Raw genomic sequence first — 24,187 nt, 5'->3', positions numbered from 1 at the left:
ACCGGCCCGGTCCGCGGTACGGGGCCGGACCGGCGGGGCCCGCCGGACGCCGGGTCAGGCGTGGCCGCTGAACCGGCCGAAGCGGCCCCGGTGGTACAGCAGCGGGCGGTCCGGACCGTTCGCGACCGCCTCGGCGACCAGTCCCACCACCAGGAGGTGGTCGCCCACCTCGACGGTCTGGTGGGGCAGGCAGATCAGGTGCGCCGAGACGTCCCGCAGCAGCGGCGCCCCCAGCGGCCCGGGGCGCCACCGGGTGGGTTCGGCGAAGCGGTCGATGCCCTTGCGGGCGAACCGCGAGGCCAGTTCCGCCTGGTCACCGTTCAGGATGTTGACCGCGAAGTGGTCGGCCGCGCGCAGCAGGGGCCAGGTGGTGGAGTGCCGGTCGACGTAGAAGGAGACCAGCGGCGGGTCCAGGCTCACCGACGAGAACGAGGTCGCGGTCAGCCCGGCGGGCACGCCCTCGGTCTGCGCGGTGATCACGACGACGCCCGCGGCGTGCGCCCCCAGGGCCAGCCGGAAGGTGTCGCCGTCCACGCCCAGAACGGGCGGATCGGACGGGACCGGGTGCGGGGTGGTGACGTTCTCCGCCGGACCGGGCGTGGCCGTCCGCGGGGCTTCGGTGATGGTGTCCGTCATGCTTGCGCTCCCTGTCTGAGCGTCTCCCCGAGCGCCGCCGTCACCTGGGGGGCGACCCGGTCGGCCCAGGGGCCGAGGCGGTCGTCGAGGGCGGGGATCTCGGCCTCGGCCAGTGCCAGGCCCGGGGTGGGCACGAGCGCGCCCAGTTCGACCAGCACGGGCCGCAGATGGATCTCGACGGCCAGGGCGTGCCGGGGATCGCCCATGACCAGCAGCGGCAGTGCCACGGTCCCGGCCAGCGCGCCCCCGGGCAGCCGGTCGAGGAACACCTTGAGCAGCCCGGTGTAGGTGGCCTTGTACGTGGGGCTGGCCACCACGAGCACACCGGCCCCCTTGACCAGCTCCAGCGCCACCTCCACCTGCGGGGAAGGGGCCGGTGCCAGCAGGTGCGGCGCGAGCACCGCCAGGTCCACGACCTCGGGCGGGTCGTCGTACCCGATGCGCCGTCCGAGCGTCTCGGCCGCGGCCACGGCCACGGTCCGCGTCCGGGACCCCTCGCGGGGGTTGCCGACCAGCGTCACGACGGAGCTCATGACGCCACCACCGCCTCGGGCCGCGCGGCGACCGCGGACGGCGCGTAGCGGGAGGCCGGACGCGGCAGGCCGTAGTTCTCGCGCAGCGTACGGCCCTCGTACTCGGTACGGAACAGGCCCCGCAGCTGCAGTTCGGGGACGACGTGGTCGACGAAGTCCTCCAGGCCGCCGGGCAGGATCGGCGGCATGATGTTGAAGCCGTCGGCCGCGCCCGCGGTGAACCACTCCTCGATCTGGTCGGCGATCTGCTCGGGGGTCCCGGCCACGACCCGGTGCCCGCGCCCGCCCGCCAGGCGCCCGAGGAGCTCCCGGACGGTGAGGTTCTCCCTGCGGGCCAGGTCCACGACGAGCTTGCGGCGGCTCTGCGCCCCCTCGGTCTCGACGGAGACGTCGGGCAGCGGCCGGTCCAGCGCGTCGTGCGTCAGCTCGATGCCCGTCAGGACGGAGAGCTGGGCCAGGCCGTAGGCGGGGGTGATGAGATCCTGCAGCTCCCTCTCCAGCCGGTGCGCCTCCGCCTCGGTGGAACCGATGATCGGGGAGATGCCGGGCAGGATGAGCAGCTCGTCGTGACTCCTGCCGTACCGGGCCAGGCGGCTCTTGAGGTCGGTGTAGAACTCCCGGCCCTCGGCCAGGGTCTGCTGTGCGGTGAAGACCGCCTCGGCGTGCCGGGCGGCGAACTCCTTGCCGGCCTCGGAGGAGCCGGCCTGCACCAGCAGCGGGTGTCCCTGCGGCGGGCGGGAGGTGTTGAGCGGGCCGCGGACGGCGAACCGCTCCCCGGCGTGCTCGATCGGGTGGATCCTGGTCGTGTCCGCGTAGACGCCGCCGTCGCGGTCGCGGACGATCGCGTCGTCCTGCCAGCTGTCCCAGAGCTTGGTGACCACGTCGAGGAACTCGTCGGCGCGGGCGTAGCGGTCGGCGTGCGCGGGACGTTCGATGCCGAAGTTGCGCGCCTCGGCCTCACCGGCCGAGGTGACGATGTTCCATCCGGCCCGGCCGCCGCTGATGTGGTCCAGGGAGGCGAACTTGCGGGCGACGTGGAACGGCTCGTTGTACGTGGTGGAGACGGTCGCGATCAGGCCGATGTGGTCGGTGACCGCGGCGAGCGCGGACAGCAGGGTGAGGGGTTCCAGGCCGCCGAGCGCGTTGTGGCGGACGTCGCCGTGCAGGGCCAGGCCGTCGGCCAGGAAGACCGAGTCGAGACGGCCGCGCTCGGCGACGCGGGCCAGCTGCTGGTAGTGCCGGACGTCGTTGAGCCGGGCGGGTTCGGTGCGCGGGTGGCGCCAGGCGGCCTCGTGGTGGCCGACGCCCATCAGGAAGGCGTTCAGGTGCAGCCTGCGGGTGGTCATGAGGTGGTCCTCCACGTCGAGAAGCGGCGCTCCACAGCGAGCAGGAGCAGGTTGAACAGCAGGCCCAGCGCGGAGATCGTGATGATCCCGGCGTACATGTCGGGGATACGGAAACTGAACTGCGAGTCCTGGACGAGGTAGCCCAGGCCGGCCTTGGCGCCGACCATCTCGGCGAACAGCAGCACCAGGATGGAGGTGGCCCCGGCCAGCCGGATGCCGGTGAAGATGGTCGGCACGGACGCCGGGAGGATCACCTTCTGGAACAGCCGCAGCGGGCTGAGCCCCATGGACCGGGCGGACTTGATCAGCAGCGGTTCCACGGTCCTGACCCCGCTGACGGTGTTGAGCAGGATCGGCCAGGAGCAGGCGTAGAACACGAAGATGATCTTCGAGGGCTCGCCCAGGCCGAGGACCAGGATGAAGACCGGGAGCAGGGCCACGGCCGAGGTGTTGCGGAACAGCTCCAGCACCGGGCTGAGGAAGTCGGCGACCGGCCGGTAGCGGCCGATGGCCAGGCCGAGCGGGACGGCGGCCAGGATCGCCAGGCCGAAGCCCGAGACGGAACGGATCAGCGACGCCTGGAAGTGGTCGACGAGCTGCCCGGAGGCGAGCAGGTCGTACCAGGCGACGAGCACCTGCGAGAGCGGCGGCACGAACACCGCGTCCACCACCCCGATCCGGGGCAGCACCTCCCAGATCCCGGCCAGCAGTGCGATGGCCGACGTCCTGCGCAGCAGCAGTCCCAGCCACGAGACCGCGGACGTCCGCGCGGCTCCGGTGACCCTGAAGAAGTTCGTGGCCCGGTCCTCGGCGGTGGGCACGTCCCCCTTGACCTGCTCCCCGTCGTTCTGCGTCGCGGGGAGGACCGGCGGGGCGCTCGCCGGGCCGGTCCCGGCCGGGTCAGCAGTGACGATTCCCTGCCGGTCCGCGGTGACGGCGCCCGGCCGGTCGGCGGTGACGGTCCCCGGCCGGTCCGCGGAGGCCGACCGCGCGGGGGCACCGGTCCCGGTCCCGGCCCCGGTCGTGGTCGCGGTCGCGGTCGCGGTCGCGGTCCCGGTGGGGACCTCGGATGCGGTGGCGGTCCTGGGGACCTCGGATGTGGTGAGCGCGTCAGCCAACGGTCCGCTCCTGTTCCTGAGCCGTGGCGACCTCGTCGCGCAGCAGCGTCCAGACGTGATGGCGGTACTCCCCGAAGACGGGGTCGGCGCGCAGGTCGCCCTCGCGCGAGTCGAAGGCGATGTCGACGATCCGCTTGATCCGGCCGGGCCGGGACGTCATCACCGCGACCCGCTGTCCGAGGTAGACGGCCTCGTCGATGCCGTGGGTGATGAACACCACCGTCTTCATCGTCTTCTCCCAGATGCGCAGCAGCTCCTCCTGGAGGGACTCGCGGGTCTGCGCGTCCAGCGCGGCGAACGGCTCGTCCATCAGCAGCACGTCCGGGTCGAAGGCCAGGCTGCGGGCGATCGCGACGCGCTGGCGCATGCCGCCCGACAGCTCGTGCGGGTAGCGGTGCTCGAACCCGCCCAGCCCGACCAGGTCCAGGTAGTGCAGTGCCCGCTCGCGCCGCTCCTTCCTCGGCACGGCCTTGGCCTCCAGGCCGAACTCGATGTTGCCCAGGGCGGTGCGCCAGGGGAACAGCGCGTACTGCTGGAAGACGACACCGCGGTCCAGGCCGGGGCCGTTCACGACCTTGCCGTCGATGAGGATCTCGCCGCCGGTCGGCGCGGTGAGGCCCGCGATGAGGTCCAGCAGGGTGGACTTGCCGCAGCCGCTCGGGCCGACCAGGGTGAGGAACTCGCCCTCGCGCACGTCCAGGTCGACGCCCTGGACGGCGGTGAACGGCCGGCTGGATCCCCTGATCCGGAAGACCTTGTCCACGTCCCGGATCCCGATCTTCACCGGCCGGGCGGCGGGGTCCCCGCGTCCCGCCTCGGAAGCCTCCCGGCCGGCGACGCCCCGGCCGTCGTTCCCGCCGACGTCCCCGGCGATCCTGCCGGCGGTCCTGTCCTCCGCGACGCGCGGGCTCATGACGCGCTCCCCTTCGCGAAGGGGTTGAACTCGTTGGTGTAGAGGTCGGACACCTTCACCTGGCCGGGCTTGATCTCGCCCTCGCGCTCCAGCCAGTCGACCCAGGTGGTGAACTCCTTGTCGGCGATCACGCCGCCCTTGCCGCTGATCCCGCTGCTCTTCCAGAACTCGACGGTCTTGGCGTCCTCGTTCCGCCCGCGTGCGGCGATGATCTCCTTGTACTTGGCGACCACCTCCTCGCGGGAGTGGGTCTGCGTCCACTCGACGGCCTTGGCGAAGGCGCCGACGAACGTGGCGGTGGTCTTCGGGTTCTGCTCGATGAACTTCTCGGTGAGCACGACGCTGCCCGCCGTGAAGGAGCCGAACAGGTCGATGTCCTTGAACAGGGGCTTGATGCCGCCGCGCTCCAGGGCCTTGTCGCGCAGGATGCCCGAGAGCGCGGCCACGTCGATCTGCCCCTGGCGCAGCGCCTGCTCGGTGTTGACCGGCGGCACGACCACCAGCTCGACCTTCTCGATCTCCTGCGGCGTCAGGCCGCCGCGCTTGAGGTACTCCTTGAGCACGGCCTCCAGGTGGGCACCGAGGGTGTTGACGCCGATCTTCTTGCCGATCAGGTCCCGCGGGCCCTTGATCGGTGATCCGTCGGCGACGAAGTAGCCGATGTAGCTGCCCTCGTCGCTGCCGTAGTAGCCGACCACGGCCTTGATCGGGGCCCCGGCCGCCTTGAGCTTGACGATCGCGCCGTTGAACGCGCCGCCGAAGTCGGTCTGGCCGGTGGCGGCCGACTGGATGTCCTGGGGACCGGAGATGGTGTTGCCGACCCACTTGAGCCTGACGTCGCCGAGGTAGCCCAGCGCCTGGGCGAGCTCGGGGAAGGTGACGGCGCCGACGCTGCCCTGGTAGCGCAGCTCGGTGACCTCGGAGGCCCCCGTACGGGACGATCCGGCGGCGGAGCCGCAGGCGGTCAGGGACAGGGCCAGCAGTACGGGCAGGAGGGCGTGTCTGGTTCTGATCACGGAGGTTGTCCTCGGAGAGGAAGGGCATGCTCGCGCGGCGCCGTGGCGCGGCGGGACATGCCGGTGGGACGGGACGGGACATGGGGGAGGCGTGGGCACCGTCGGCCACGCGAGGGGTGAGGGTCGGGAAGGCGGCGGCAGGCCGCATCCCTCACCGGCAGGGCGATCGTCAGTGATCCGTGATCAACGACACTGCGCGCTGGCGACGTGACAGAAGTCCACGTGCGGGCGGCGGGTCAGGTGAAGCCCATTGCTCATGTCCCGAACCTACGATCCGGAGGGACAGAAGTCAACATTTCCTACTCGCTTTACATGAAATATGTCGGCCACCTTCCCCGGCGAGCCGCGCATGGCACGGCGGGACAGGGCCGCCGTGCCCGTGCCGGAACCGCTTGACCCTCACGTGACGTCAGTCCCTACGGTCGACGCCATGAACGACAGAAGAATCCGATCCCCGCTCACCCCCGAGGAGAAGCGCGAGGTGTGGGGCGAGTTCGCCGGCCGCGAGGAGGAGTACCTCGACGAGGTGCAGCAGCGGTGGGGGGACTCCACCGCGTACGAGCAGTCGGCGAAGCGCGTCGCGGCCTACGGCAGGGAGCAGTGGGAGCGGATCAACCGCGACAACGCGGCGATCGAGGCGCGGATCCGCGAGCTGATGGACGCCGGTGAGGACCCGTCGGGCGAGGCGGCGATGGACGTGGCCGAGGCGCAACGGCGACACATCGCCCGCTGGTTCTACGACATGACGCACGAGTTCCACGTACGCAAGAGCGACCTGTACGTCGACGACCCGCGTTTCCGCGCGGGCGTCGAGACGAACACCCGGCCGGGTGCGGCGGAGTGGCTGCGGACGGCGATCAGGGCGAACGCCGCCCGCGCCGCCCGCGCCTCCGGGACCGCAGGGACCGCAGGGGCGCCGGACCCCTCCGGGTGACCGGCGGGGAGGGTCCGGCGGGCGGGCAGGGCGAGGAGTCCGAGCCCGTCGCGGAACACCGCAGCGAGGATCGCACCCCCGGGCCTGGTCGCGAAGTACGATCGGCCAATGACCGAAATGACCGAAACCACGCCCGGCTGGCTCTCCCCCGAGGAGCTGGAATCGGCCCGCGAGCGGATGCCGATCCTCTACGTCGACGCCGTACCGGTACGCCTCGACGAGGCGGGGGTGGTCACGCACGTCGGCCTGCTCCTGCGCATCGGGGGCGACGGCGCGGTCAGCCGCGCGCTGGTCTCGGGGCGCGTTCTCCTGCACGAACGCGTCCGGGACGCGCTCATGCGCCACCTGGAGAAGGACCTCGGCCCGACCGCGCTGCCGCAGGTCCCCGCCTCCCCGCAGCCGTTCACCATCGCCGAGTACTTCCCCTCCCCCGGGGTCACGCCCTACCACGACCCCCGGCAGCACGCCGTGTCCATGGCCTACGTCGTGCCGGTCACGGGTGACTGCCGTCCCCGTCAGGACGCCCTCGACCTCGTCTGGTTCACGCCGCGGGAGGCCTCCTCGCCGATGGTGCAGCAGGAGATGACCGGCGGCCAGGGCGTCCTGCTGAAGCAGGCCCTCGCCCACGTCGGCTGCCTGTTCTGACCGGCGTCCGGGGACCGGGCCGGGTCGCTCCGGCGCGGCCCCCGTCCTCACCCGGCCGGTCACTCCGGCGCGGCGGTGTCCTGGCCGGTGGCGCCGTCGCGGAGGTTGACCGGACGGTAGGCGCGGAAGTCGTCACCCGGCACCAGCCCGTGCCGGACGACGCGGTGGTCGGTGCCGTACTGGGCGCGCTGCTGGTACGCCCAGTACGAGGTGTGCCCGGAGTCGGCCCACCTGTCGAAGATGACCACCGCGCGGGCGGTGTTGCCGCCCACCGGGTCGATCACCAGGTCCCCGCGCATCAGCTCGGACATCTTGATGCGGCGGCTCAGGCCCGGTGAGGCCAGGCTGATCGTGTTCGGGCCGGGTTTTCGGAGCCCGAGCGCCATGGAGACGTATCCCGAGCCGTCGGTCCGGTATCCGTCGTGCTTCTTGAGCTGGCTGTAGGGCACGCGCTGCGCGGTGCCCGGACGCCAGCTCTCGGCCCGCTCGATCACCGTCTCCCGGTCGATGGCCGCGGCCCTGCCCGCGGTGGTCACCGTGGCCTGGCCGGTGGCCGCGCCCGGCGGCTCGGGGTCCTCGTCCTTCCGGTTCATCAGGACCGACCCTCCGATCGCGACCCCGGCGGCCATGCCCAGGGACAGGCCCACCGCCGTCCCGATCAGGAACCGCCGTCGCGAGCGGCCCGACGGCGGCCGTGACACGGCCATGCCCAGCCCCGGCTCGGTCACGTCGAGATCCCGGACCGTCACCCCGGCGTCCGGCGGGGGCGCGCCGTACCCGGGGACGGGCGTCCCGGGCCCCGGCACGACCGGGCCGCGCTCCACCAGGGTCACGCCGAGGTCCGGCACGCTCCCCCCGTGAACGGGCACGGTCACCCCGGCCCCGGCCCCGGGGTCGGACGCGGATCCGGGCACGGGCCCGGTCCTGGACAGGGGCACCGCCTCGGCCTCCGGTACGGGCGCGCCCCACTCGGGCACGGTCGTCCCGGGCCCCGGCACGGACGCGCCGGGCTCGTCCCCGGCGGTCTCGCGTATCCGTTGCCCCGTGTCGGGGAGGTCGGCAGCCCGCCGGTCCCGTTCGGCCGCCTCCCACAGCCTCCGGAACCTTCTCTCGTCCTCCCGGCAGAGCCGGGCGAGTCCCTCCACGGCGTCCAGGGGGATCCACGTCTCTCCCGAGAGCCACCGCCCCCAGGTCGACCGGCTCGCGTGCGTCGCCTGTTCCAGCGCTCGCAGATCCAGCCCCGCCCGTTCCCTCAGAGCTCTCAGCTCCTGCAGAAGAACACGGGTCGGCTCAGGCAGATCGTCCGACAACGGTCGCTGCCGCCGGTTCCGGCTCGTGTTCCCGGTTCCATTCACCACGGTGATTCGTCCCAACCTTGTCTCAGCGGTCTGAGTCATTGCAGGTCACGTCGGTCCCATTAGTAGCTATTGTCCCGACTTCATCAATTTCACGATGTGTTTCAGGAATTTCCTGCCAACGTGTGTCCTCGTCCGACCGAACGATCAACGGCAGGAACAAGGAGAGCACATGTCCTCGACCCGAAACTCCTGGATCACAGCGGGCTATCTGGCGCTGGCAACCGCGGTGGTCTGCGGAGGCGGTCTGGTGACGGCGACGTCCGCACAGGCGGCGCCCCTCGCCCTCGCCGAGCAGCCGGCCGTCGCGGCGACCACCCCCGCCCCGACCCCCACGCCGACTCCGACCCCGACCCCGACGCCCACGCCCACGACCACGGCGCCGGACCCCGACGACGAGACCGAGAAGCCCCCGCCCGGCACCCCGGCGGACGAGTACGGCGAGCCCGACGTGACGACGGAGGAGGAAGAGGCGACCACGTTCGCCGCCGCCACCATCACCCGCTCGCAGATGATCGCCCGGGCCAAGACCTGGAACCCCGGTACCTCCAAGCGCGTGCCCTACAGCCAGAGCAAGACGCGCGGCGGCTACCGTACCGACTGCTCCGGCTACGTCTCCATGGCGCTCGGCCTCGGCAAGCCCGGCCCGAACACCGTCGGGCTCGCCAAGAGCACCCACACCAAGCGCATCACCATGTCCCAGCTGCGCAGGGGCGACCTGGTCATCGACGCCATCGGCACCAACACCACCCGCCACGTGGTCATCTTCGACAAGTGGGCCAACACCAAGAAGACCTCCTACTGGGCCTACGAGCAGCGCGGCGGCTACGGCACGGACTACCGGACGCGCACCTACGGCCTGTCGTCGGGAAGCCAGTACAAGGCCTACCGGGCGAACAAGATCCGTGAGGACGCGCCCAAGCCCCCCGCCACGGTCACCCGCGCCCAGGTGATCACCCGGGCCAAGAGCTGGAAGCCCGCCACCGCGCAGCGCGTGCCCTACAGCCAGACCAAGCTGCAGGGCGGCTACCGGGCCGACGGCTCCGGCTACGTCTCCATGACGCTCGGCCTGGCCAAGCCCGGCCCCAACACGGTCGCCCTGGCCAAGAGCACCTACACCCGTCCCATCGCGATGACCGCGCTGCTCCAGGGTGACCTGGTCATCGACCCGGTGGGCGGCACCACCGCCCGCGCGGTGGTCATCTTCGACAAGTGGGCCGACGCCAAGAAGACCTCCTACTGGGCCTACCAGCAGCGCACCGGCTACGGCACGGACTACCGCGTGGTCAAGCACGGCCTGACCGCCGGCACCCAGTTCAAGGCCTACCGTTCGCTGAGGATCCGCTAGTGCCCCGGTCACGACCCCACGCCGCCCCGCCCGCACCTGCCGGGATCGCGGGGGCGATCCTGCTGGCGGCGGCCGTGGCGGCCACGGTGGTGACCGCCTCCGGCACACCCGCGGAGGCGGCCGCCTCCGCCACGCCCCTGCCCGCCGTGCTCGGCGCTCCCGCGGAGGCGGCGGTCTCCGCCGCCCCCCTGCCCACCTCGCCGTGCGATCCGGCCGGGGTGACGGCGGACGACACGGCACTGGCCGGGGTGCTCAACACCCGGCTGACCATGAAGATGCGGGGCTACATGGACGGCTACCGCGTCTCCTGCGCCCGGGCGGTGGTCGGGGCGGTCCGCGCCCGCGGGCTTCCCCGGGAGGCAGCGGTGATCGCGATCACCACGGCCGTCATCGAGACGGGCGTGCGGAACATCAACCGGGAGGTCGACCATGACAGCCTGGGCGTGTTCCAGCAGCGGGCCTCGTGGGGAACCGCCGCGCAGCGGCTGGACGTGGTCTGGTCGACCGGCGCCTTCCTCGACAAGATGCTCCGCAAGTACCCCGACGGCTCATGGCGGACGGCCGTGGTGGGTGACGTCTGCCAGCGTGTCCAGGTGTCGAAGTACCCGGAGCGCTACCAGCCGCAGGCGGCGGACGGGCAGATGATCGTCTCGGCGCTCTGGCCGGCGAGCGGTGTGACACGGGCCGAGGTCGTCGCCCGCGCGAAGACCTGGAACCCGGGAACCGCGCAGCGGGTGCCGTACAGCCAGACCGGGCTGCACGGCGGCTACCGGACCGACGGCTCCGGCTACGCCTCCATGGCGCTGCGGCTCGCGGCCCCCGGGCCCGACTCGCGCGGGTTGTCCTCCGCCCGCCACAGCAGGCCGATCCCGGTCGCGGAGCTGCGCTCCGGTGACCTGATCATCAGGGCCACCGGCCCGGCCACCGCCCGACGGGTGATCATCTTCGATCGGTGGGCCGACGCCAGGCGCACCTCCTACTGGGCGTACCAGCAGCGCCGGGACTACGGCACCGACCACCGTCGCCTGACCGACGGCCTGTCGGCGGGGACCGGTTTCACCACCCACCGCCCCCTGACCATCCGCTGATCCCCCGCGAGAGCCCGGTCACCTCCGTGACCGGGCTCTCGTCCGTTGTGCGGAGGCGCCACGCGGTCGCCGGCCCCCGGCCCGCTCGACGCTGGCGCCGGGCCGGGCGGCCGTTCGGGCGTCCCATCCGGCCCGCTCGTCCCGAACGGGTGGGTGATCGAGGCTCCACGTCCGGGTGATCGAGGCTCCGTCACGCCCGGGTGGACGGCGACGTCACGCTCGGGTGGACGGCGACGTCACGCTCGGGTGGACGGCGACGACGATCCGGTGGTCACGGCCGCCCTCGGCGGACTCGTCGTGGTACTTGGCCACGAGGGCCGTGACGGTCCCGGCGAGCTCCCTGGCGAACGCGGCCCGGTCGGCGGCCGAGGCGAAACGCACCTCCCCGTCGATCGCGAAGGTGGCGACGCGTTTGCGCGCCCGGGCGGCACCGCCGATGAGCGCCCCGACGTCGCGGACCAGCCGGGCCGCGACGGCCAGCAGCCAGCTCGCCGAGAGCTGGTCGGGGGAGCGGGCCGGATCGGGCTCGACCGACGCCAGCGCGGCCGGTGAGATCACGTACGAGGCCGCGGTCGCGCGCATGATGCGCTCGTTGACGTTTCCCTTGCGCCGCTCCTCGATCATCTCGACGAGCCCGTGCGCCTCCAGCGTCTTCAGGTGGTAGTTGACCTTCTGGCGGGGCAGGCCGACCCTGGCGGCCAGCATGGTCGCGGAGCCGGGCTCGCTCAGCTCGGCCAGCAGCCGGGCCCGGATGGGATCCAGCGAGACCTCGGCGGCGGCCGGGTCCTCGATCACGGCGATCTCCTGCATGACCGAAGACTATCTTCCGACAAAATTAATTGTCAACGCAGCCTTATTTGCCGGTGCTTCCCGGGCCTGTCCTCCCGGGCCGGGTCTCCCTCGGCCCGGTTCCCCTCGCTCCGGTTCCCGTCGTCCCGCTCTCCGTCCCGGTTCCCGGCGTCCCGGTCTGCGTCCCGGTCCTCGACGACCCCGGGCCGGGTGGCGTCCGGACCGGAGCCGGGGATTCGGCCGTTGAACAATCCCGCGACCTCACCTGTGGCCCCACCCGCGGATACGCTGCCCCCGGGGGTCCGCACAGCCGCCGCTCGAAGGGGACGTCATGGTCTGGCTCGTCACCGGAGCGAACGGCATGCTGGGGCACGAGGTCGCCGCGCGGGCGCGCGAGCGAGGACACGACGTGGCCGCGCTGGGCCACCGTGACCTCGACATCTGCCGTCCGGACCGGATCGACGCCGCCTTCCGCGCGCTGGCCCCGAAGGTCGTGGTCAACTGCGCCGCGTGGACGGCCGTGGACGCGGCCGAGGATCACGAGCCGGAGGCGCACCGGGTCAACGCCGACGGGCCACGGTTCCTCGCCGCGGCCTGTGCCCTGCACGGCGCCCGGCTGGTCCACATCTCCACCGACTACGTCTTCCCGGGCGACGCCACCGTTCCCTACCGCGAGGACCACCCGGCGGGCTCGCGGACCGCCTACGGGCGGACCAAGCTGGCCGGGGAGGAGGCCGTGCTCGGCCTGCTGCCCTCCGCGGCGATCGTCCGGACGGCCTGGCTGTACGGCGCCCACGGATCGAACTTCGTGCGCACCATGCTCCGACTCATGGCCGAGCGGGAGACCGTCGACGTGGTCGACGACCAGCGCGGGCAGCCGACCTGGGCGGCCGACCTCGCCGACCGGCTGGTCACGATCGGCGACCTGGGCTCGGCGACCGGCACGTTCCACGCCACCAACTCCGGCGACACCACCTGGTTCGAGTTCGCCCGGGAGATCTTCCGGCTGGCCGGCGCCGATCCGGACCGGGTCCGCCCGACGACGTCGGCGGCCTTCGGCAGCCCGGTCGAACGGCCCGCCTTCAGCGTCCTGGACGACACGCGGTCCCCGGAACTGGGCCTGGAACCGCTCCGTCCCTGGCGGGACGCGCTCCGCGCGGCCCAGCGGGACCCGTCGAGCCGTCTCGTCCGGCGGTGACCCGCCCGCCGGGCTACGGGTACGACCTCGACGCGTAGAAGGCCAGGCACTCCTCGTACGAGGGGAGCATGCCGCGGTCGCGTGCCTCGGCGAGGGTGGGCGCCGCGGCGTCCTTGGGCGACAGGAGCGGTTCGACACCGGCGGGCCAGGCGATGCCCAGCTCGGGGTCGAGCGGGTGCACGCCGTGTTCCCTGGCCGGGTTGTAGCCCTCCGAGCAGATGTAGATCACGGTCGCGTCGTCGGTCAGCGCCAGCAGGCCGTGCCCCAGCCCCTCGGACAGGAACACCCCGCGGTGGTCCTCGTCGTCCAGCCGCACCAGCTCCCAGCGGCCGAACCCCGGCGAGCCGACGCGGACGTCCACGACCACGTCCAGCACCGCCCCCCGCACGCACTTGACGTACTTCCCCTGGCCCGGCGGGACGTCGGCGAGGTGGATGCCGCGCAGGGTGCCGCGCCGCGAGACGGAACAGTTCGCCTGGGAGAGCCGCAGGTCCCTGCCGGTGGCGGTGCGGAAATCCCCCTCGCGAAACCATTCATGAAGACCACCTCGATCGTCGGCGTGCATTCTCGGAGCGTCGATCCACGCGCCTTCGATCTCCATCGGTTTCATTCGGGCTTCTCCTGCTCCATGTGTACGGCCGCGCCATCAGGAAGGCGCCACGGCTTTTCCCGTCGCGACCCGCCGCCGCTATACGGTAACCCGGACGACGTCCCGGCAGACCGAAGTCGGAGCGACTCCTACTTTGGTCGGAGAATCCGTCCCGGACGGCCACCTTGGTCGGAGCCGATAATTCCAACGACCGATTCCCCGGGCGACGAACGCCCCTAACCTCGGAACGTGCGGAAATCCATCCAGTTCGTCGGCCTGGTCCTCACCCTCCAGGGGGTGAGCGGGACCATCGACCATCTCGTCGGCCAGCCCTTCTTCGGCGTGGTGCTCAACTTCTTCAACCGCTTCGTCGTCGAAAACGTCGCCTTCCTCGAAGGCCGCGAGATCTACGCGAATCTGATCCTGGCCGCGCTCGGCCTCATTATGATGATCGCCGCCGAAAGGGCTCCGTCATCGTAGGGCGAACCTCCTCCGGGCCCGGTGTCCTCCGTACCGGGGCCGCCGGTTCCGTGAACGGACGGCCGTCATTGCCAGGGGCCTTTCCGGAAGGCCGGAAAAGAACGACGTGCCGATGTCTCCGGAAGAAAAGAACGGAAATCACGACCGGAGGGCGGGAAAGAGGGCGATACCGAACGGCGCATACGCCCGGCGGCCTCCCCGGAACGGTCGCCGTGTACCGCGATGTCCTAGGGTGACGGCATGGCCGAAATCTTCGTCCCGAGCGGTTCGTGGACGTTCGACAACGAGACCCTCCGGATCGTGCCGGGAGGGGGCGGTGACACGCACGAGCTGCGCAGGACCCTCGGTGAGATGACGGTCCCCCTGGTGGCGATCGCCGGTGTCTCGTTCGAGCCCTCGCGCAAGGGCGGCGACCTCCAGCTCCGGCTGCGGCCGGGCGCCGATCCGCTGAGCGACGTGGTCGCCGGGCGGCTCTCGGGTTCCGCAGACCCCTACCGGCTGGCCGTTCCCAAGGATCGGGTCTGGGCCGCCGAGTACCTGGTCGACGAGGTGCGTTCGGCACTGGCGCTGGAGGGGGTGCCGGGCGGCCCGTGCGAGGAGTTCCTGCTCCCCGGCCCCGCCGTGCCGGTGTCGGCCTCGGCGGGCGACGGCACGGTGAGCTTCGACGGCGAGCGGATCCGCCTCGACTGGACCCTGTTCGCCACGTCGGTCAAGCAGACGGCGGGTTCGCAGACGTTCCTGGTGAGCGATCTGGAGGGCGTGGAGTGGGCCCCGCAGAGCGGGGTGGGGTACGGACGCCTCCGGTTCCGGCTCCGGCAGGCCGTTCCGGCCAGGTCACCGGAGAACGACGTCCACTGCCTGTCCTGGGGCCTGCAACGGTACGGCGGGGCGAGCGTCCTGGTCGCCGCCGCGGTGCTGGCCAGGCTGCCGCGCCACGCCGGGAACCGGGTCGCGCTCCCCGCGGCGCCGGACGACCGGCGTCCCCCGGACGGGCCCCAGGACGGGCCCCAGGACGAGCGGGTCCCGGCGCGGCCCGCGACCGGACTCGACGAGCACGACGCGGTGGTGCGCCGCCTGGGTGAGCTCGGCGAGCTGCACCGCTCGGGGGTGCTCACCGACGAGGAGTTCACCTCGGCCAAGCGGTCACTGCTGCGCCGTCTCGAAGAGACCTGAGCGGGGAGGGGCCCGTGCCGTCCGCCTCCCGGCGCAGCGTCCGCGACTGGCTCGTGGACATCGGCCTGTTCCTGGCCGCGGCGGCCGTCGGGGCGCTGACGCTCTCCGACCGCCTGGCCGCGCCTCCGCTGGACATACCGCTCTGGGCCTTCCGGCTCGACCAGCTGGTCGGCGTGCTGAGCTGCGTCGCGCTCTGGGCGCGCCGGCGGTGGCCGGTCGGCCTGCTTCTCGTCCTCGTCGTCCTGTCGACCTTCTTCGAGCTGGTCGCGGGCGCGATGCTGGTGGCCCTGTTCACGGTGGCGGTGCACCGGTCGACACGGACCACGGCGCTCGTCTTCGCGCTGAGCATGGTCACCAGCGTGATCTTCGTCATGACCCGGAGCATGCCCGGCACCCCGGGCGTGGTGCTGTTCACCATAGGCTTCGTGGCCCAGAGCGCCGCCACCGGCTGGGGCCTGTTCGTGCAGCACCGGCGCCGGCTGCTCGTCTCCCTGCGGGAGAGCGCCGCCAGGGCCGAGGCCGAGGTGCAGCAGCGCGTCCGCGAGACGATCGCCAGGGAGATCCACGACGTCCTCGGGCACCGGCTCTCCCTGCTGAGCGTGCACGCCGGCGCCCTGGAGTTCAACCCGGACGCCCCGGCCGAGGACATCGCCCGCGCCGCCGGCGTGATCAGGCAGAGCGCCCACCAGGCGCTCCAGGACCTGCGGGAGGTCATCGGCGTCCTGCGGGCCCCGGCCGGTGAGCTGCTGCAGCCGTCCCTGGACGACATCGAGGAGCTCGTCGCCGAGTCCCGTCGGGCCGGGATGCGGGTGCACCTGAGCCGGCAGGTCACCGGGCCCGTCCCCGCGCGGGCGGGCGGGACGGCGTACCGGATCGTCCAGGAGGCCCTGACCAACGCCCGCAAGCACGCCCGGGGGGCCGAGGTGTCGGTGCGCACGGCCGGGAGGCCCGGCGAGTGGCTCACGGTCGAGGTGCGCAACTCCGCCTCCGGGGTGCCGGCGGCCCCGGGCGGCGGGAGCCCGGGACGCGGGCTGGTCGGCCTGGCCGAGCGGGTCGACCTGGCCGGGGGGCGGCTGGAGCACGGCCCCACCGCCGAAGGTGGCTGGAGGCTGTCGGCCTGGTTACCCTGGCCGGCATGACCTCTCCACCACCGCCGCAGGTCACCGTGCTCATCGCCGACGACGACCCCCTGGTACGGGCCGGGCTGGCGATGATGCTGGGCGGCGCCCCGGACCTGCGGGTCGTCGCCCAGGCGGGAGACGGCAGGGAGGCGATCTCCCTCGCGGGCCTGCACGGCCCCGACGTCGTCCTGATGGACATCCGGATGCCCGTGATGGACGGCCTGGCCGCGACCAAGGCGCTCCGGGCGGGTCCCGGCGGGCCGGAGGTCATCGTGATGACCACCTTCGACGCCGACGACCACGTCCTGCGCGCGCTGCGCGCCGGGGCCGCCGGTTACCTGCTCAAGGACACCCCGCCCGCCGAGATCGTGGCCGCGGTGCGCCAGGTCGCCCTGGGCAACCCGGTGCTCTCCCCCTCGGTGACGCGGCGCCTCATCGCCCGGGTCGCCGACGCCGACGGCGACGAGCGCCGCGCCCGTGCCAGGGAGCGGCTGGCCCGGCTGGCGGACCGGGAGCGCGAGGTGGCGCTCGCGGTCGGCCGAGGCATGTCCAACGCGGAGATCGGCGTCCTGCTGCACCTCACCCTGGCCACGGTGAAGACGCACGTGTCCAGCATCCTGACCAAGCTCGACCTCAACAACCGGGTGCAGATCGCATTGCTCGTCCACGACGCGCGCCTGCTCGACCCCTTGTGAGCGGGGCCCGTTTCCACGACCGGGGCCCGACCTGTGACCGGGACTCGACCCTCGTGACCGGGGCCCGTCCCGCGCGTCCGGCCGGGTGGGGTCCCGGCCGCGCGGAGGCCGGGTGGGGTCCCCGGCCGCTCAGCCGGTCTGCCGCTTGCCCTTCCACCAGGAGGGGTTGTCGGCGTACCAGCGGACGGTCTCGGCCAGGCCGTCGGTGAAGGCGGTCCGCGGCCGGTAGCCGAGTGCGCGCAGCCTGGAGTCGTCGAGCGAGTAGCGGCGGTCGTGGCCCTTGCGGTCGGCGACCCGCTCGACCATGTCCCATCCCGCACCCAGCGCCTCCAGCAGCCTCTCGGTGAGCTCCAGGTTGGTCAGCTCGGCCGTCCCGGCGATGTGGTAGACCTCCCCGGGCTCGCCGCGTTCGGCGACCAGGCGGATGCCGCGGCAGTGGTCGTCGACGTGGATCCAGTCGCGGACGTTGCCACCGTCGCCGTACAGCGGGACCCTGCGCCCCTGGAGCAGGTTGGTGACGAAGAGCGGGACGACCTTCTCGGGGAACTGGTACGGCCCGTAGTTGTTGCCGCACCGGGTGATCGACACCGGCAGCCCGTGCGTGACCGCGTAGGCACGGGCGATCAGGTCACCCCCCGCCTTGGAGGCCGCGTACGGCGAGCGCGGGCGGAGCGGGGCGTCCTCGTCCCACGAGCCGGTCTCGATGGACCCGTACACCTCGTCGGTGGAGACCTGCACGATCCTGGGCGTGCCCGCCTCCAGGCAGGCCTGCATCAGCGTCTGGGTGCCCAGCACGTTGGTGCGGACGAATTCCGCCGCCCCCTCGATCGACCGGTCGACGTGCGACTCGGCCGCGAAGTTGACCACGACGTCGTGGCCGGGCACCACCCGGCCGAGCAGCTCGGCGTCGCAGACGTCCCCGTGCACGAAGTCGTGCGGCACACCCTCCAGGTTGGCCCGGTCACCGGCGTAGGTGAGCCGGTCGAGCACCGTGACGCGGGCCTGGCCGAGGGTGCGGACGAAGTGCGAGCCGATGAACCCGGCGCCGCCGGTGACGAGGACTCTCATGGACGGGCTGCGCCTTTCGCTGGGGACCGGCCACGGCCGGGGACCGGACCTGGCACGCGCCGTCCGCTGCCCGCCCACCGGCCTCCCGCCACCGGCCGGTACCGGGCGCGGTACGGTTCCGGCCGGTGGCGGCCGGGAAGGACGACCGGTCGCGGATCGTTCCGACGCGACGTCCTCCCCCTACCCCCGGCCGGGGCAAGCGCCGTACCGCGGGGGCCAGGGCGCCGTAAAACTTGTCCCGGCCTCCCGGCCTCCCGGCCTCCCGGCCTCCCGGCCCCCGGCCCGCCTGCCGGTCCGCACGCCGGGCCGTCACCGTTCGGCGATGCCGGTCGACGACGCCGACAGGCGGCACCGGTCGGCGGCACCGTTCAGCGACGTCCGACGACGGCGAGGATGGCGGGCAGGGTGAGGTCCACCGGGACCTCCTCCTCGTCCTCGTGACGCTCGGGCCGCCACGCCTGCACCGGGACGATCCCCGGCTCCAGCACCTCCAGCCCGTCCATCAGCTCGGCGAGCCGTTCCGGGCCGCGCGAGGTGAGCCCTCCGGCACCGGTCAGCCGGTAGGGCCGCTGGCCGGCCTCGCGCGTCTCGTCGTCGATGTCGCCCTCGAAGGCGTGCGAGACGACCACGTGGCTTCCCGGGACGAGCCGCCCGCGGAGCACGCTCATCAGGCGGGTGACCAGGGCCTCGTCGGGGACGAAGTGCAGCACCGACGCCAGCAGCACGGCGACCGGCCTGGTGAGGTCGAGGACGTCCCCGATCTCCGGGTGCGCCAGGAGCGCCTCGGGTTCCCGCACGTCGGCCCGGACGACCGAGGTGAGGGGGGTCTGCAGCAGCGCGCGGCCGTGCGCCAGGACGATGGGGTCGATGTCGACGTAGACGACCCGGGCCCGCGGCGCGACGCGGTGGGCGACCTCGTGCACGTTCTCCCGCGTCGGCAGCCCCGACCCGATGTCGAGGAACTGGTGCACCCCCTGGTGCGCCAGGAGCGTGACGGCCCGCGACAGGAACGCCCGGTTCGCCCAGGCCATCTCGCGGATGCCGGGCAGCACCCGGATGAACTCCTCCGCGGCCACCCGGTCCGCGGCGAAGTTGTCCTTGCCCCCGAGATAGTGGTTGTACATCCGGGCGACGCTCGGTACGCCCGGGTCGATCCCCTCCGGCATGACGTCGTGATCGGTCATGTCCCTCCTCCCCGTTAACCGGGAATGATAGGGAACACCTACGACCTTCTGGATCTTTATCGAAAAATCCTGACTTCAGCGGACAGAAGCGGCGGCCTTCCCCGCGTCGTCCGTGAGGCCGTCCTCCCGCCCCGCTTCCCCGGCCGTCCGGGACGGGTGAGGGCAGGGGCATCCGGCGGGCCGTCGGCCGCCCCTGTCGCACTGTGGCAAAGTGTCATGATGCGTTTTCATGCCGACCTGCACATCCACTCCAGGTACGCCCGGGCCTGCAGCAAGGACAGCGATCTGGAGCACCTGACCTGGTGGGCGCAGCGCAAGGGCATCGCCCTGATGGGCACCGGCGACTTCACGCACCCGGTGTGGTTCGAGCGGCTGCGCGAGAGCCTCGTACCGGCCGAGCCGGGGCTGTTCCGGCTCCGCGAGGACCTCGCCTCGGGCCCGGCCGCCGACGTCGGCGGTGCGCTGCCGGCCGGCGTGGTCCCCGGCCAGGTGCGGTTCATGCTCTCCAGCGAGGTGTCCACGATCTACCGGCGCGGCGAGCGCACCCGGAAGATCCACCACCTGGTCTACATGCCGGGCTTCGACGAGGCCGCGGCGTTCAACCGCGAGCTCGAACGGGTCGGCGACCTGGCCGCGGACGGCCGTCCCGTCCTCGCGATGGACTCCCGCGACCTGCTGGAACTCACCCTGGGCAGCGGTGACGGCGCCTACCTGGTGCCCGCCCACGTCTGGACGCCCTGGTTCGGGGTGTTCGGGTCCAAGGCCGGTTTCGACACGGTCGAGGAGTGCTACGGCGACCTGTCGGAGGAGATCTTCGCGCTGGAGACCGGCCTGTCCAGCGACCCGGCGATGAACCGGCGGGTCTCCGCCCTGGACCGCTACCGGCTGGTCAGCCACTCCGACGCGCACTCGCCGCCCATGCTCGGTCGCGAGACCACGGTCTTCGACACCGACCTGGACTACTTCGCCGTGCTGCGGGCCCTGCGGACCGGTAAGGGGTACGCGGGCACGACCGAGTTCTTCCCCGAGGAGGGCAAGTACCACCTCGACGGGCACCGCGTCTGCGAGGTCCGGCTCGACCCCGCCGAGACGCGCGAGCTGGGCGGGAGATGTCCGGTGTGCGGCAGGTTGCTCACGGTCGGGGTGCTGAGCCGGGTCGAGGAGCTGGCCGACCGGCCCGAGGGGTTCCGCCCGGACGACGCCGTGGACTTCCGCAGCCTGGTGCCGCTGCCGGAGATCGTGGGGGAGGTCCTGGGGGTGGGGCCGAAGAGCAAGAAGGTCGTCAAGCTGCTCGACGAGCTCACGACGGCGCTGGGCCCCGAGCTGTCCATCCTTCAGGACGTGCCGGTCGACGACATCGCCGTTCACTCGTCGCCGCTCGCCGAGGCCGTCGACCGGCTGCGCCGCGGCGAGGTGATCCGCGATCCCGGGTACGACGGCACGTTCGGCACGATCCACCTCTTCGCGCCGGACGAACCGAAGGGGGCGGGCACGGCCGCCGCCCCGACCCTGTTCTAGGCGTGCCGACGGTCCTCGTTCTCGCCCGGGTCCCGCCCCGCACCGCTTCCGGGCGGGGCGGGGCGGTCAGCGGTCTTCCCTGATCCGCTGTTCGTTGCTCTTGCTGCTCTGGTACGCCTCGTACCCCGGCCTCCACGTCCAGGTCTCGGTGAGGTCGCCGTTCTTGACGGTCAGCGTTCCCGAGGGCGGGTAGCCCTCCTCCGAGGCCGGTCGCGGTGGCATGGGGTCGGCGCAGGCCACCGGAGCGGCGAGCGACACCGCCGCGGCGGTGAGGGTCACGGCAGTGATAAAGCGGGCAACGGACATGTGTCCCCCCATGGTGTGCGAACGGTACGGCGGGGGTATTACCGGGCGCCGGTCACAACGAACCACACCGATGATCAAGACTCTGGCCGAGCCGCGTTCGGCTCCCGGACCGTGCCGTCGGCCGGTCTCCGGGCCGCGCCATCAACCGGCCTCCGGACCCAGGACCCCAGGCCCAGGACCCCGGGCCCAGGACCGGGCGCGCAGGTCAGCCGGTCGTCGCCTCAGGGTCGCCGATCGAGCGCAGGACCGTGTCGGGCACGACGAGGTCGGCGCGCGGGCGGGTGGCCGCGACGAGGTCGGCGTTGCGCTGGTCGGTCCCGAGCGTCCAGGCCAGGGCGGTGTCCGCGTCCTTGCCGAAGCGCTCGTGGCGACGGACCAGGCGACGCACCCGTTCGTCCTGGATGAGGTCGCAGTACCAGGTCTCGTGCAGCAGGGGACGTACCCGAGCCCAGTCGCCCCGGTCGAGCAGCAGGTAGTTGCCCTCGGTGACGACGAGCCGGGCGGCCCGCGGGACCGGGATGCTCCCGGCGACGGGCTGTTCCAGGTCGCGCTCGAACGCGGGAGCGTAGACCACCTCGTCCTCGTCGTCGCGCAGGCGGCGGAGCAGGGCCGCGTAACCGGCCGCGTCGAAGGTGTCCGGAGCCCCCTTGCGGTCGCGCCGGCCGAGCCTGTCGAGCTCGGCGTCGGCGAGGTGGAAGCCGTCCATCGGCACGTACGCCACCCATTCCCCGGCCGGGAGCCCTTCGGGGGGCGCCGGGCGCAGCAGGGCGACCAGCTGCTCGGCGAGGGTGCTCTTACCGGCCCCCGGGCTCCCGGTGATGCCCAGCAGCGCGCGCCGCCCGTCGCGGACGAGGGAGCGGGCCCGGACGGTCAGCTCGTCGAGGGACGTCATCCCCCGAACGTAGCCCAGCCGCCCCCCGTCCTCCAGCACGCCCCGTCCGCACCCCGTCCCGCGGGACGGCGGCCCGGCCGGAGGTCACCCGGAGTCGGCGTTGAAGGACAGCTCCGAGGTCACCCGGTAGCGGTCGCCGCGGTAGATCGAGCGGGTGAACTCGACGATCCGGCCGCCGACGTCGCGGGCGGTGCGCTCGAAGAGCAGGGCGGGGGCGTGCTGGGGCACGTGCAGCAGCTCGGACTCGGTCTCGTCGGTGACGGTGGGCTCTATCGTCTGCACGGCCGTGCGGACATCGACGCCGAAGCGTTCCCGCAGGAACCGGTAGAACGAACCGGACTCCATGTCCGCCGGGACGAGACCGGCGACCAGGGCGTACGGCAGGTGGATGCGTTCGATCGCCATGGGCTCGTCGTCCACGACGCGCAGCCGCACGACCCGCAGGACCGGGTCGGCCGGGGAGAGCTGGAGCCTGGCGGCGAGCCGCGCGCCCGCCGGGGCGGAGCCGAACTCCAGGATGCGGCTGAGCCAGGTGCCCTCGGCAGGCGGCGCGTAGAACGAGTTGTCCGTCGTCGAGGCCAGCGCCTGGGTGACCCGGTGCGGGCCGGTGAACGTGCCGCGCCCGTGCTCGCGCACCAGCAGCCCCGACCTGACCAGGTCGTCGATCGCCGCGCGGACGGTGGGCCGGGAGACGCCGAGTTCCCGGCACAGATCCCGCTCCGAGGGGATCGCCTCGGCCGGTCTCATGTCGGCGATGAGGTCGAGCAGGACGTCGCGCACCCGGTCGCGCTTGAGCCCGGACCTCATGTTCAGTGTCACGTTCCCACCCTACCAACCTCTTACCTATTTCTTACCAGTTGCCCGGGAAAAATCAGGTCTTGACGGGGGAACTGGTAAGAGCCACCCTATGCGGAGCAAGCCAATTAGTTACCAATATCTGACCTGTGGGAGCACCGATGAGGCACCGTCTCCGCGCCACCACGGCAGTGCTGGCGCTCGTCGCCGGCCTCGCCGCGTGCGGCTCCTCCGAACCGTCCTCCTCCGGCCCTCCCGGCTCGGCCGGCGAGGGCGAGGACGGGGCGAACCTGACCGTCTGGGTGATGCGGGACAGCTTCTCCGACGCCCTGCTCGACCGCTTCCGCACCCGCTACCAGGCGGCCCACCCCGGCGTCACGCTCGACATCCAGATCCAGGAGTGGGACGGCATCGGCCAGCGGGTGACCAGCGCGCTGGCCAGCAACGACGCCCCCGACGTCATCGAGGTCGGGAACACCCAGGTCGCCGAGTACGCCGCCAGCGGCGGGGTGAAGGACCTCACCGACAAGGTCGCCGACCTGGGCGGCTCCGACTGGCTGCCCGGCCTGGCCGAACCGGGCAGGATCGAGGGACGCCAGTACGGCATCCCGTGGTACGCCGCCAACCGGGTGGTCATCTACAACAAGGACCTGTTCGCCAAGGCGAGGATCACCGCCCCGCCGAAGACCAGGGACGAGTGGCTGGAGGTCACCGCGAAACTCAACAAGGGCGGTGACCAGGGCATCTACCTGCCCGGCCAGAACTGGTACACCTTCGCCGGGTTCGTCTGGGACGAGGGCGGCGACCTCGCGGTCAACGAGGGCGGCACCTGGAAGGGCGGCCTCGGCACCCCCCAGGCGCTGGCCGCGATCGAGTTCTACCGGAAGCTCCAGGCGCTGGGCAAGGGCCCCAAGGACTCCGACGAGGCCAGGCCACCGCAGGCCGACGTCTTCGCCAAGGGCGATGTCGCCCAGCTCATCTCCGCCCCGGGCGGCGCGGTGGCGATCGAGAAGGCCGACCCCGGGCTCAAGGGGAAGCTCGGCTTCTTCCCGATCCCCGGCAAGACCGCCGACAAGCCGGGTGCGGTGTTCACCGGCGGCTCCGACCTGGTCATCCCCGAGGCCTCGAAGAACCCCGACGCGGCGTACGAGGTGGTCAAGGCGCTGGCGGGCGAGGAGTTCCAGACCGACATGGCCAAGGAGATGAGCTACGTGCCCAACCGCGTCTCCCTGGCGGGCGTGCTGGACGGCAACGAGGCGACGGCCGCGATGGCCGCGGGCGCCGCGAACGGGCACGCCACCCCCAACTCCCCCAACTGGGCCGCGGTCGAGGCCAAGAACCTCATCAAGGAGTACATGACCCGGGTCCTCACCGGCGGCACCCCGGCCACCGAGGCCGCCGCGGTGGACCGGAACATCGCCGAGATCCTCAACACCACGTCCTGAGG

25 protein-coding genes are annotated in these 24,187 nt (G+C 72.3%); 11 read left to right on the top strand and 14 right to left on the bottom strand.

Going from position 1 to position 24,187, the window contains the following annotated elements; translation table 11 throughout:
- Positions 1-54: 54 nt before the first annotated feature.
- The 6 genes from ABD832_RS12865 to ABD832_RS12840 are packed head-to-tail and all read right to left on the bottom strand — an operon-like array spanning position 55 to position 5,562.
- Entirely contained in the window at positions 55-636 is a 582-nt protein-coding gene (locus ABD832_RS12865; protein ID WP_344893223.1) for a flavin reductase family protein, read from the bottom strand.
- Positions 633-1,169: an NADPH-dependent FMN reductase gene (locus tag ABD832_RS12860; RefSeq protein WP_344893220.1), complete on the bottom strand. Its 537-nt coding sequence runs from the start codon at positions 1,167-1,169 to the stop codon at positions 633-635. The genes ABD832_RS12865 and ABD832_RS12860 overlap by 4 nt, the downstream gene beginning before the upstream one ends.
- Positions 1,166-2,515: an LLM class flavin-dependent oxidoreductase gene (locus ABD832_RS12855; protein WP_344893217.1), complete on the bottom strand. Its 1,350-nt coding sequence runs from the start codon at positions 2,513-2,515 to the stop codon at positions 1,166-1,168. The genes ABD832_RS12860 and ABD832_RS12855 overlap by 4 nt, the downstream gene beginning before the upstream one ends.
- Complete coding sequence (locus ABD832_RS12850; protein ID WP_344893214.1) at positions 2,512-3,633, bottom strand: ABC transporter permease; 1,122 nt, start codon at positions 3,631-3,633, stop codon at positions 2,512-2,514. Before ABD832_RS12850 ends, ABD832_RS12855 begins: the two co-directional genes overlap by 4 nt.
- Positions 3,626-4,546, bottom strand: coding sequence for an ABC transporter ATP-binding protein (locus ABD832_RS12845; RefSeq protein WP_344893211.1), 921 nt, complete (start codon positions 4,544-4,546; stop codon positions 3,626-3,628). Before ABD832_RS12845 ends, ABD832_RS12850 begins: the two co-directional genes overlap by 8 nt.
- Positions 4,543-5,562 carry an ABC transporter substrate-binding protein gene (locus tag ABD832_RS12840; RefSeq protein ID WP_344893208.1) on the bottom strand — a complete coding sequence of 340 codons (1,020 nt, stop codon included), beginning with the start codon at positions 5,560-5,562 and terminating at the stop codon, positions 4,543-4,545. The genes ABD832_RS12845 and ABD832_RS12840 overlap by 4 nt, the downstream gene beginning before the upstream one ends.
- Positions 5,563-5,992: 430 nt before the next feature.
- On the opposite strand from ABD832_RS12840, the gene ABD832_RS12835 reads away from it, so the two are divergent.
- Positions 5,993-6,496 carry a TipAS antibiotic-recognition domain-containing protein gene (locus ABD832_RS12835; protein WP_344893205.1) on the top strand — a complete coding sequence of 168 codons (504 nt, stop codon included), beginning with the start codon at positions 5,993-5,995 and terminating at the stop codon, positions 6,494-6,496.
- Positions 6,497-6,604: 108 nt separating this feature from the next.
- Complete coding sequence (locus ABD832_RS12830; protein ID WP_344893202.1) at positions 6,605-7,141, top strand: NUDIX hydrolase family protein; 537 nt, start codon at positions 6,605-6,607, stop codon at positions 7,139-7,141.
- 59 nt (positions 7,142-7,200) lie between these two features.
- Here the strand turns inward: ABD832_RS12830 and ABD832_RS12825 are convergent, their stop codons facing one another.
- Positions 7,201-8,451 carry a helix-turn-helix domain-containing protein gene (locus tag ABD832_RS12825; protein ID WP_344893199.1) on the bottom strand — a complete coding sequence of 417 codons (1,251 nt, stop codon included), beginning with the start codon at positions 8,449-8,451 and terminating at the stop codon, positions 7,201-7,203.
- 217 nt (positions 8,452-8,668) lie between these two features.
- Here ABD832_RS12825 and ABD832_RS12820 point away from each other — a divergent pair, with 217 nt between their 5' ends.
- Positions 8,669-9,844 carry an NlpC/P60 family protein gene (locus ABD832_RS12820; protein ID WP_344893196.1) on the top strand — a complete coding sequence of 392 codons (1,176 nt, stop codon included), beginning with the start codon at positions 8,669-8,671 and terminating at the stop codon, positions 9,842-9,844.
- Complete coding sequence (locus ABD832_RS12815) at positions 9,844-10,932, top strand: hypothetical protein (RefSeq protein ID WP_344893193.1); 1,089 nt, start codon at positions 9,844-9,846, stop codon at positions 10,930-10,932. The genes ABD832_RS12820 and ABD832_RS12815 overlap by 1 nt, the downstream gene beginning before the upstream one ends.
- Positions 10,933-11,145: 213 nt before the next feature.
- On the opposite strand, the gene ABD832_RS12810 is transcribed toward ABD832_RS12815, so the two are convergent.
- Positions 11,146-11,742: an ArsR/SmtB family transcription factor gene (locus ABD832_RS12810; protein WP_344893190.1), complete on the bottom strand. Its 597-nt coding sequence runs from the start codon at positions 11,740-11,742 to the stop codon at positions 11,146-11,148.
- A 310-nt stretch (positions 11,743-12,052) separates the two neighbouring features.
- Here ABD832_RS12810 and rfbD point away from each other — a divergent pair, with 310 nt between their 5' ends.
- Entirely contained in the window at positions 12,053-12,919 is an 867-nt protein-coding gene (gene rfbD / locus ABD832_RS12805) for a dTDP-4-dehydrorhamnose reductase (protein ID WP_344893187.1), read from the top strand.
- A 13-nt stretch (positions 12,920-12,932) separates the two neighbouring features.
- Here rfbD and ABD832_RS12800 read toward each other — a convergent pair whose 3' ends face one another.
- Positions 12,933-13,529, bottom strand: coding sequence for a dTDP-4-dehydrorhamnose 3,5-epimerase family protein (locus ABD832_RS12800; RefSeq protein WP_344893183.1), 597 nt, complete (start codon positions 13,527-13,529; stop codon positions 12,933-12,935).
- 228 nt (positions 13,530-13,757) lie between these two features.
- On the opposite strand from ABD832_RS12800, the gene ABD832_RS12795 reads away from it, so the two are divergent.
- The 4 genes from ABD832_RS12795 (at position 13,758) to ABD832_RS12780 (ending at position 16,977) form a co-directional block, all read left to right on the top strand.
- Entirely contained in the window at positions 13,758-13,988 is a 231-nt protein-coding gene (locus tag ABD832_RS12795) for a hypothetical protein (RefSeq protein WP_344893180.1), read from the top strand.
- Positions 13,989-14,228: 240 nt separating this feature from the next.
- Positions 14,229-15,161: a DUF4429 domain-containing protein gene (locus ABD832_RS12790; protein ID WP_344893177.1), complete on the top strand. Its 933-nt coding sequence runs from the start codon at positions 14,229-14,231 to the stop codon at positions 15,159-15,161.
- A 14-nt stretch (positions 15,162-15,175) separates the two neighbouring features.
- Positions 15,176-16,300 carry a sensor histidine kinase gene (locus tag ABD832_RS12785; protein WP_344893174.1) on the top strand — a complete coding sequence of 375 codons (1,125 nt, stop codon included), beginning with the start codon at positions 15,176-15,178 and terminating at the stop codon, positions 16,298-16,300.
- The gene (locus ABD832_RS12780; protein ID WP_344893171.1) at positions 16,297-16,977 is read left to right on the top strand and encodes a response regulator; all 681 of its coding nucleotides are present in this window, start codon (positions 16,297-16,299) and stop codon (positions 16,975-16,977) included. Before ABD832_RS12785 ends, ABD832_RS12780 begins: the two co-directional genes overlap by 4 nt.
- A gap of 129 nt (positions 16,978-17,106) precedes the next feature.
- On the opposite strand, the gene rfbB is transcribed toward ABD832_RS12780, so the two are convergent.
- Positions 17,107-18,045, bottom strand: a complete 939-nt coding sequence (rfbB, locus tag ABD832_RS12775) for a dTDP-glucose 4,6-dehydratase (protein WP_344893168.1) — start codon at positions 18,043-18,045, stop codon at positions 17,107-17,109.
- Between the two features lie 368 nt (positions 18,046-18,413).
- Positions 18,414-19,229 carry an SAM-dependent methyltransferase gene (locus ABD832_RS12770; protein ID WP_344893165.1) on the bottom strand — a complete coding sequence of 272 codons (816 nt, stop codon included), beginning with the start codon at positions 19,227-19,229 and terminating at the stop codon, positions 18,414-18,416.
- Between the two features lie 216 nt (positions 19,230-19,445).
- Here ABD832_RS12770 and ABD832_RS12765 point away from each other — a divergent pair, with 216 nt between their 5' ends.
- The gene (locus ABD832_RS12765) at positions 19,446-20,747 is read left to right on the top strand and encodes an endonuclease Q family protein (protein WP_344893162.1); all 1,302 of its coding nucleotides are present in this window, start codon (positions 19,446-19,448) and stop codon (positions 20,745-20,747) included.
- A 66-nt stretch (positions 20,748-20,813) separates the two neighbouring features.
- Here ABD832_RS12765 and ABD832_RS12760 read toward each other — a convergent pair whose 3' ends face one another.
- The 3 genes from ABD832_RS12760 to ABD832_RS12750 form a co-directional block, all read right to left on the bottom strand.
- Positions 20,814-21,026 (bottom strand): hypothetical protein, encoded by a 213-nt coding sequence (locus tag ABD832_RS12760; RefSeq protein WP_344893159.1) that lies wholly within the window; start codon positions 21,024-21,026, stop codon positions 20,814-20,816.
- 232 nt (positions 21,027-21,258) lie between these two features.
- A complete protein-coding gene (locus ABD832_RS12755) occupies positions 21,259-21,945 on the bottom strand; it encodes a nucleoside/nucleotide kinase family protein (RefSeq protein ID WP_344893156.1) in 687 nt (228 codons plus the stop codon).
- Between the two features lie 84 nt (positions 21,946-22,029).
- On the bottom strand, positions 22,030-22,764 hold the full coding sequence (locus ABD832_RS12750) for a GntR family transcriptional regulator (RefSeq protein ID WP_344893153.1): 735 nt from the start codon (positions 22,762-22,764) through the stop codon (positions 22,030-22,032).
- Positions 22,765-22,901: 137 nt separating this feature from the next.
- Here ABD832_RS12750 and ABD832_RS12745 point away from each other — a divergent pair, with 137 nt between their 5' ends.
- Positions 22,902-24,185, top strand: coding sequence for an extracellular solute-binding protein (locus ABD832_RS12745; protein ID WP_344893150.1), 1,284 nt, complete (start codon positions 22,902-22,904; stop codon positions 24,183-24,185).
- Positions 24,186-24,187: the final 2 nt, after the last annotated feature.

Origin of the sequence: Streptosporangium longisporum (genome assembly GCF_039534895.1) — a bacterium.
GTDB lineage: Bacteria > Actinomycetota > Actinomycetes > Streptosporangiales > Streptosporangiaceae > Streptosporangium > Streptosporangium longisporum.
The sequence above is the reverse complement of the archived record's forward strand: the minus strand, read 5'-3'. Positions and strand labels throughout refer to the sequence as shown.

Coding starts and splice junctions, on each gene's coding strand:
- rfbB (WP_344893168.1), bottom strand. CDS start 18,045: ATGAGAGTCCTCGTCACCGGCGGCGCCGGGTTCATCGGCTCGCACTTC.
- ABD832_RS12780 (WP_344893171.1), top strand. CDS start 16,297: ATGACCTCTCCACCACCGCCGCAGGTCACCGTGCTCATCGCCGACGAC.
- ABD832_RS12860 (WP_344893220.1), bottom strand. CDS start 1,169: ATGAGCTCCGTCGTGACGCTGGTCGGCAACCCCCGCGAGGGGTCCCGG.
- ABD832_RS12810 (WP_344893190.1), bottom strand. CDS start 11,742: ATGCAGGAGATCGCCGTGATCGAGGACCCGGCCGCCGCCGAGGTCTCG.
- ABD832_RS12800 (WP_344893183.1), bottom strand. CDS start 13,529: ATGAAACCGATGGAGATCGAAGGCGCGTGGATCGACGCTCCGAGAATG.
- ABD832_RS12845 (WP_344893211.1), bottom strand. CDS start 4,546: ATGAGCCCGCGCGTCGCGGAGGACAGGACCGCCGGCAGGATCGCCGGG.
- ABD832_RS12770 (WP_344893165.1), bottom strand. CDS start 19,229: ATGACCGATCACGACGTCATGCCGGAGGGGATCGACCCGGGCGTACCG.
- ABD832_RS12830 (WP_344893202.1), top strand. CDS start 6,605: ATGACCGAAATGACCGAAACCACGCCCGGCTGGCTCTCCCCCGAGGAG.
- ABD832_RS12765 (WP_344893162.1), top strand. CDS start 19,446: ATGATGCGTTTTCATGCCGACCTGCACATCCACTCCAGGTACGCCCGG.
- ABD832_RS12865 (WP_344893223.1), bottom strand. CDS start 636: ATGACGGACACCATCACCGAAGCCCCGCGGACGGCCACGCCCGGTCCG.
- ABD832_RS12755 (WP_344893156.1), bottom strand. CDS start 21,945: ATGACGTCCCTCGACGAGCTGACCGTCCGGGCCCGCTCCCTCGTCCGC.
- rfbD (WP_344893187.1), top strand. CDS start 12,053: ATGGTCTGGCTCGTCACCGGAGCGAACGGCATGCTGGGGCACGAGGTC.
- ABD832_RS12855 (WP_344893217.1), bottom strand. CDS start 2,515: ATGACCACCCGCAGGCTGCACCTGAACGCCTTCCTGATGGGCGTCGGC.
- ABD832_RS12820 (WP_344893196.1), top strand. CDS start 8,669: ATGTCCTCGACCCGAAACTCCTGGATCACAGCGGGCTATCTGGCGCTG.
- ABD832_RS12790 (WP_344893177.1), top strand. CDS start 14,229: ATGGCCGAAATCTTCGTCCCGAGCGGTTCGTGGACGTTCGACAACGAG.
- ABD832_RS12745 (WP_344893150.1), top strand. CDS start 22,902: ATGAGGCACCGTCTCCGCGCCACCACGGCAGTGCTGGCGCTCGTCGCC.
- ABD832_RS12835 (WP_344893205.1), top strand. CDS start 5,993: ATGAACGACAGAAGAATCCGATCCCCGCTCACCCCCGAGGAGAAGCGC.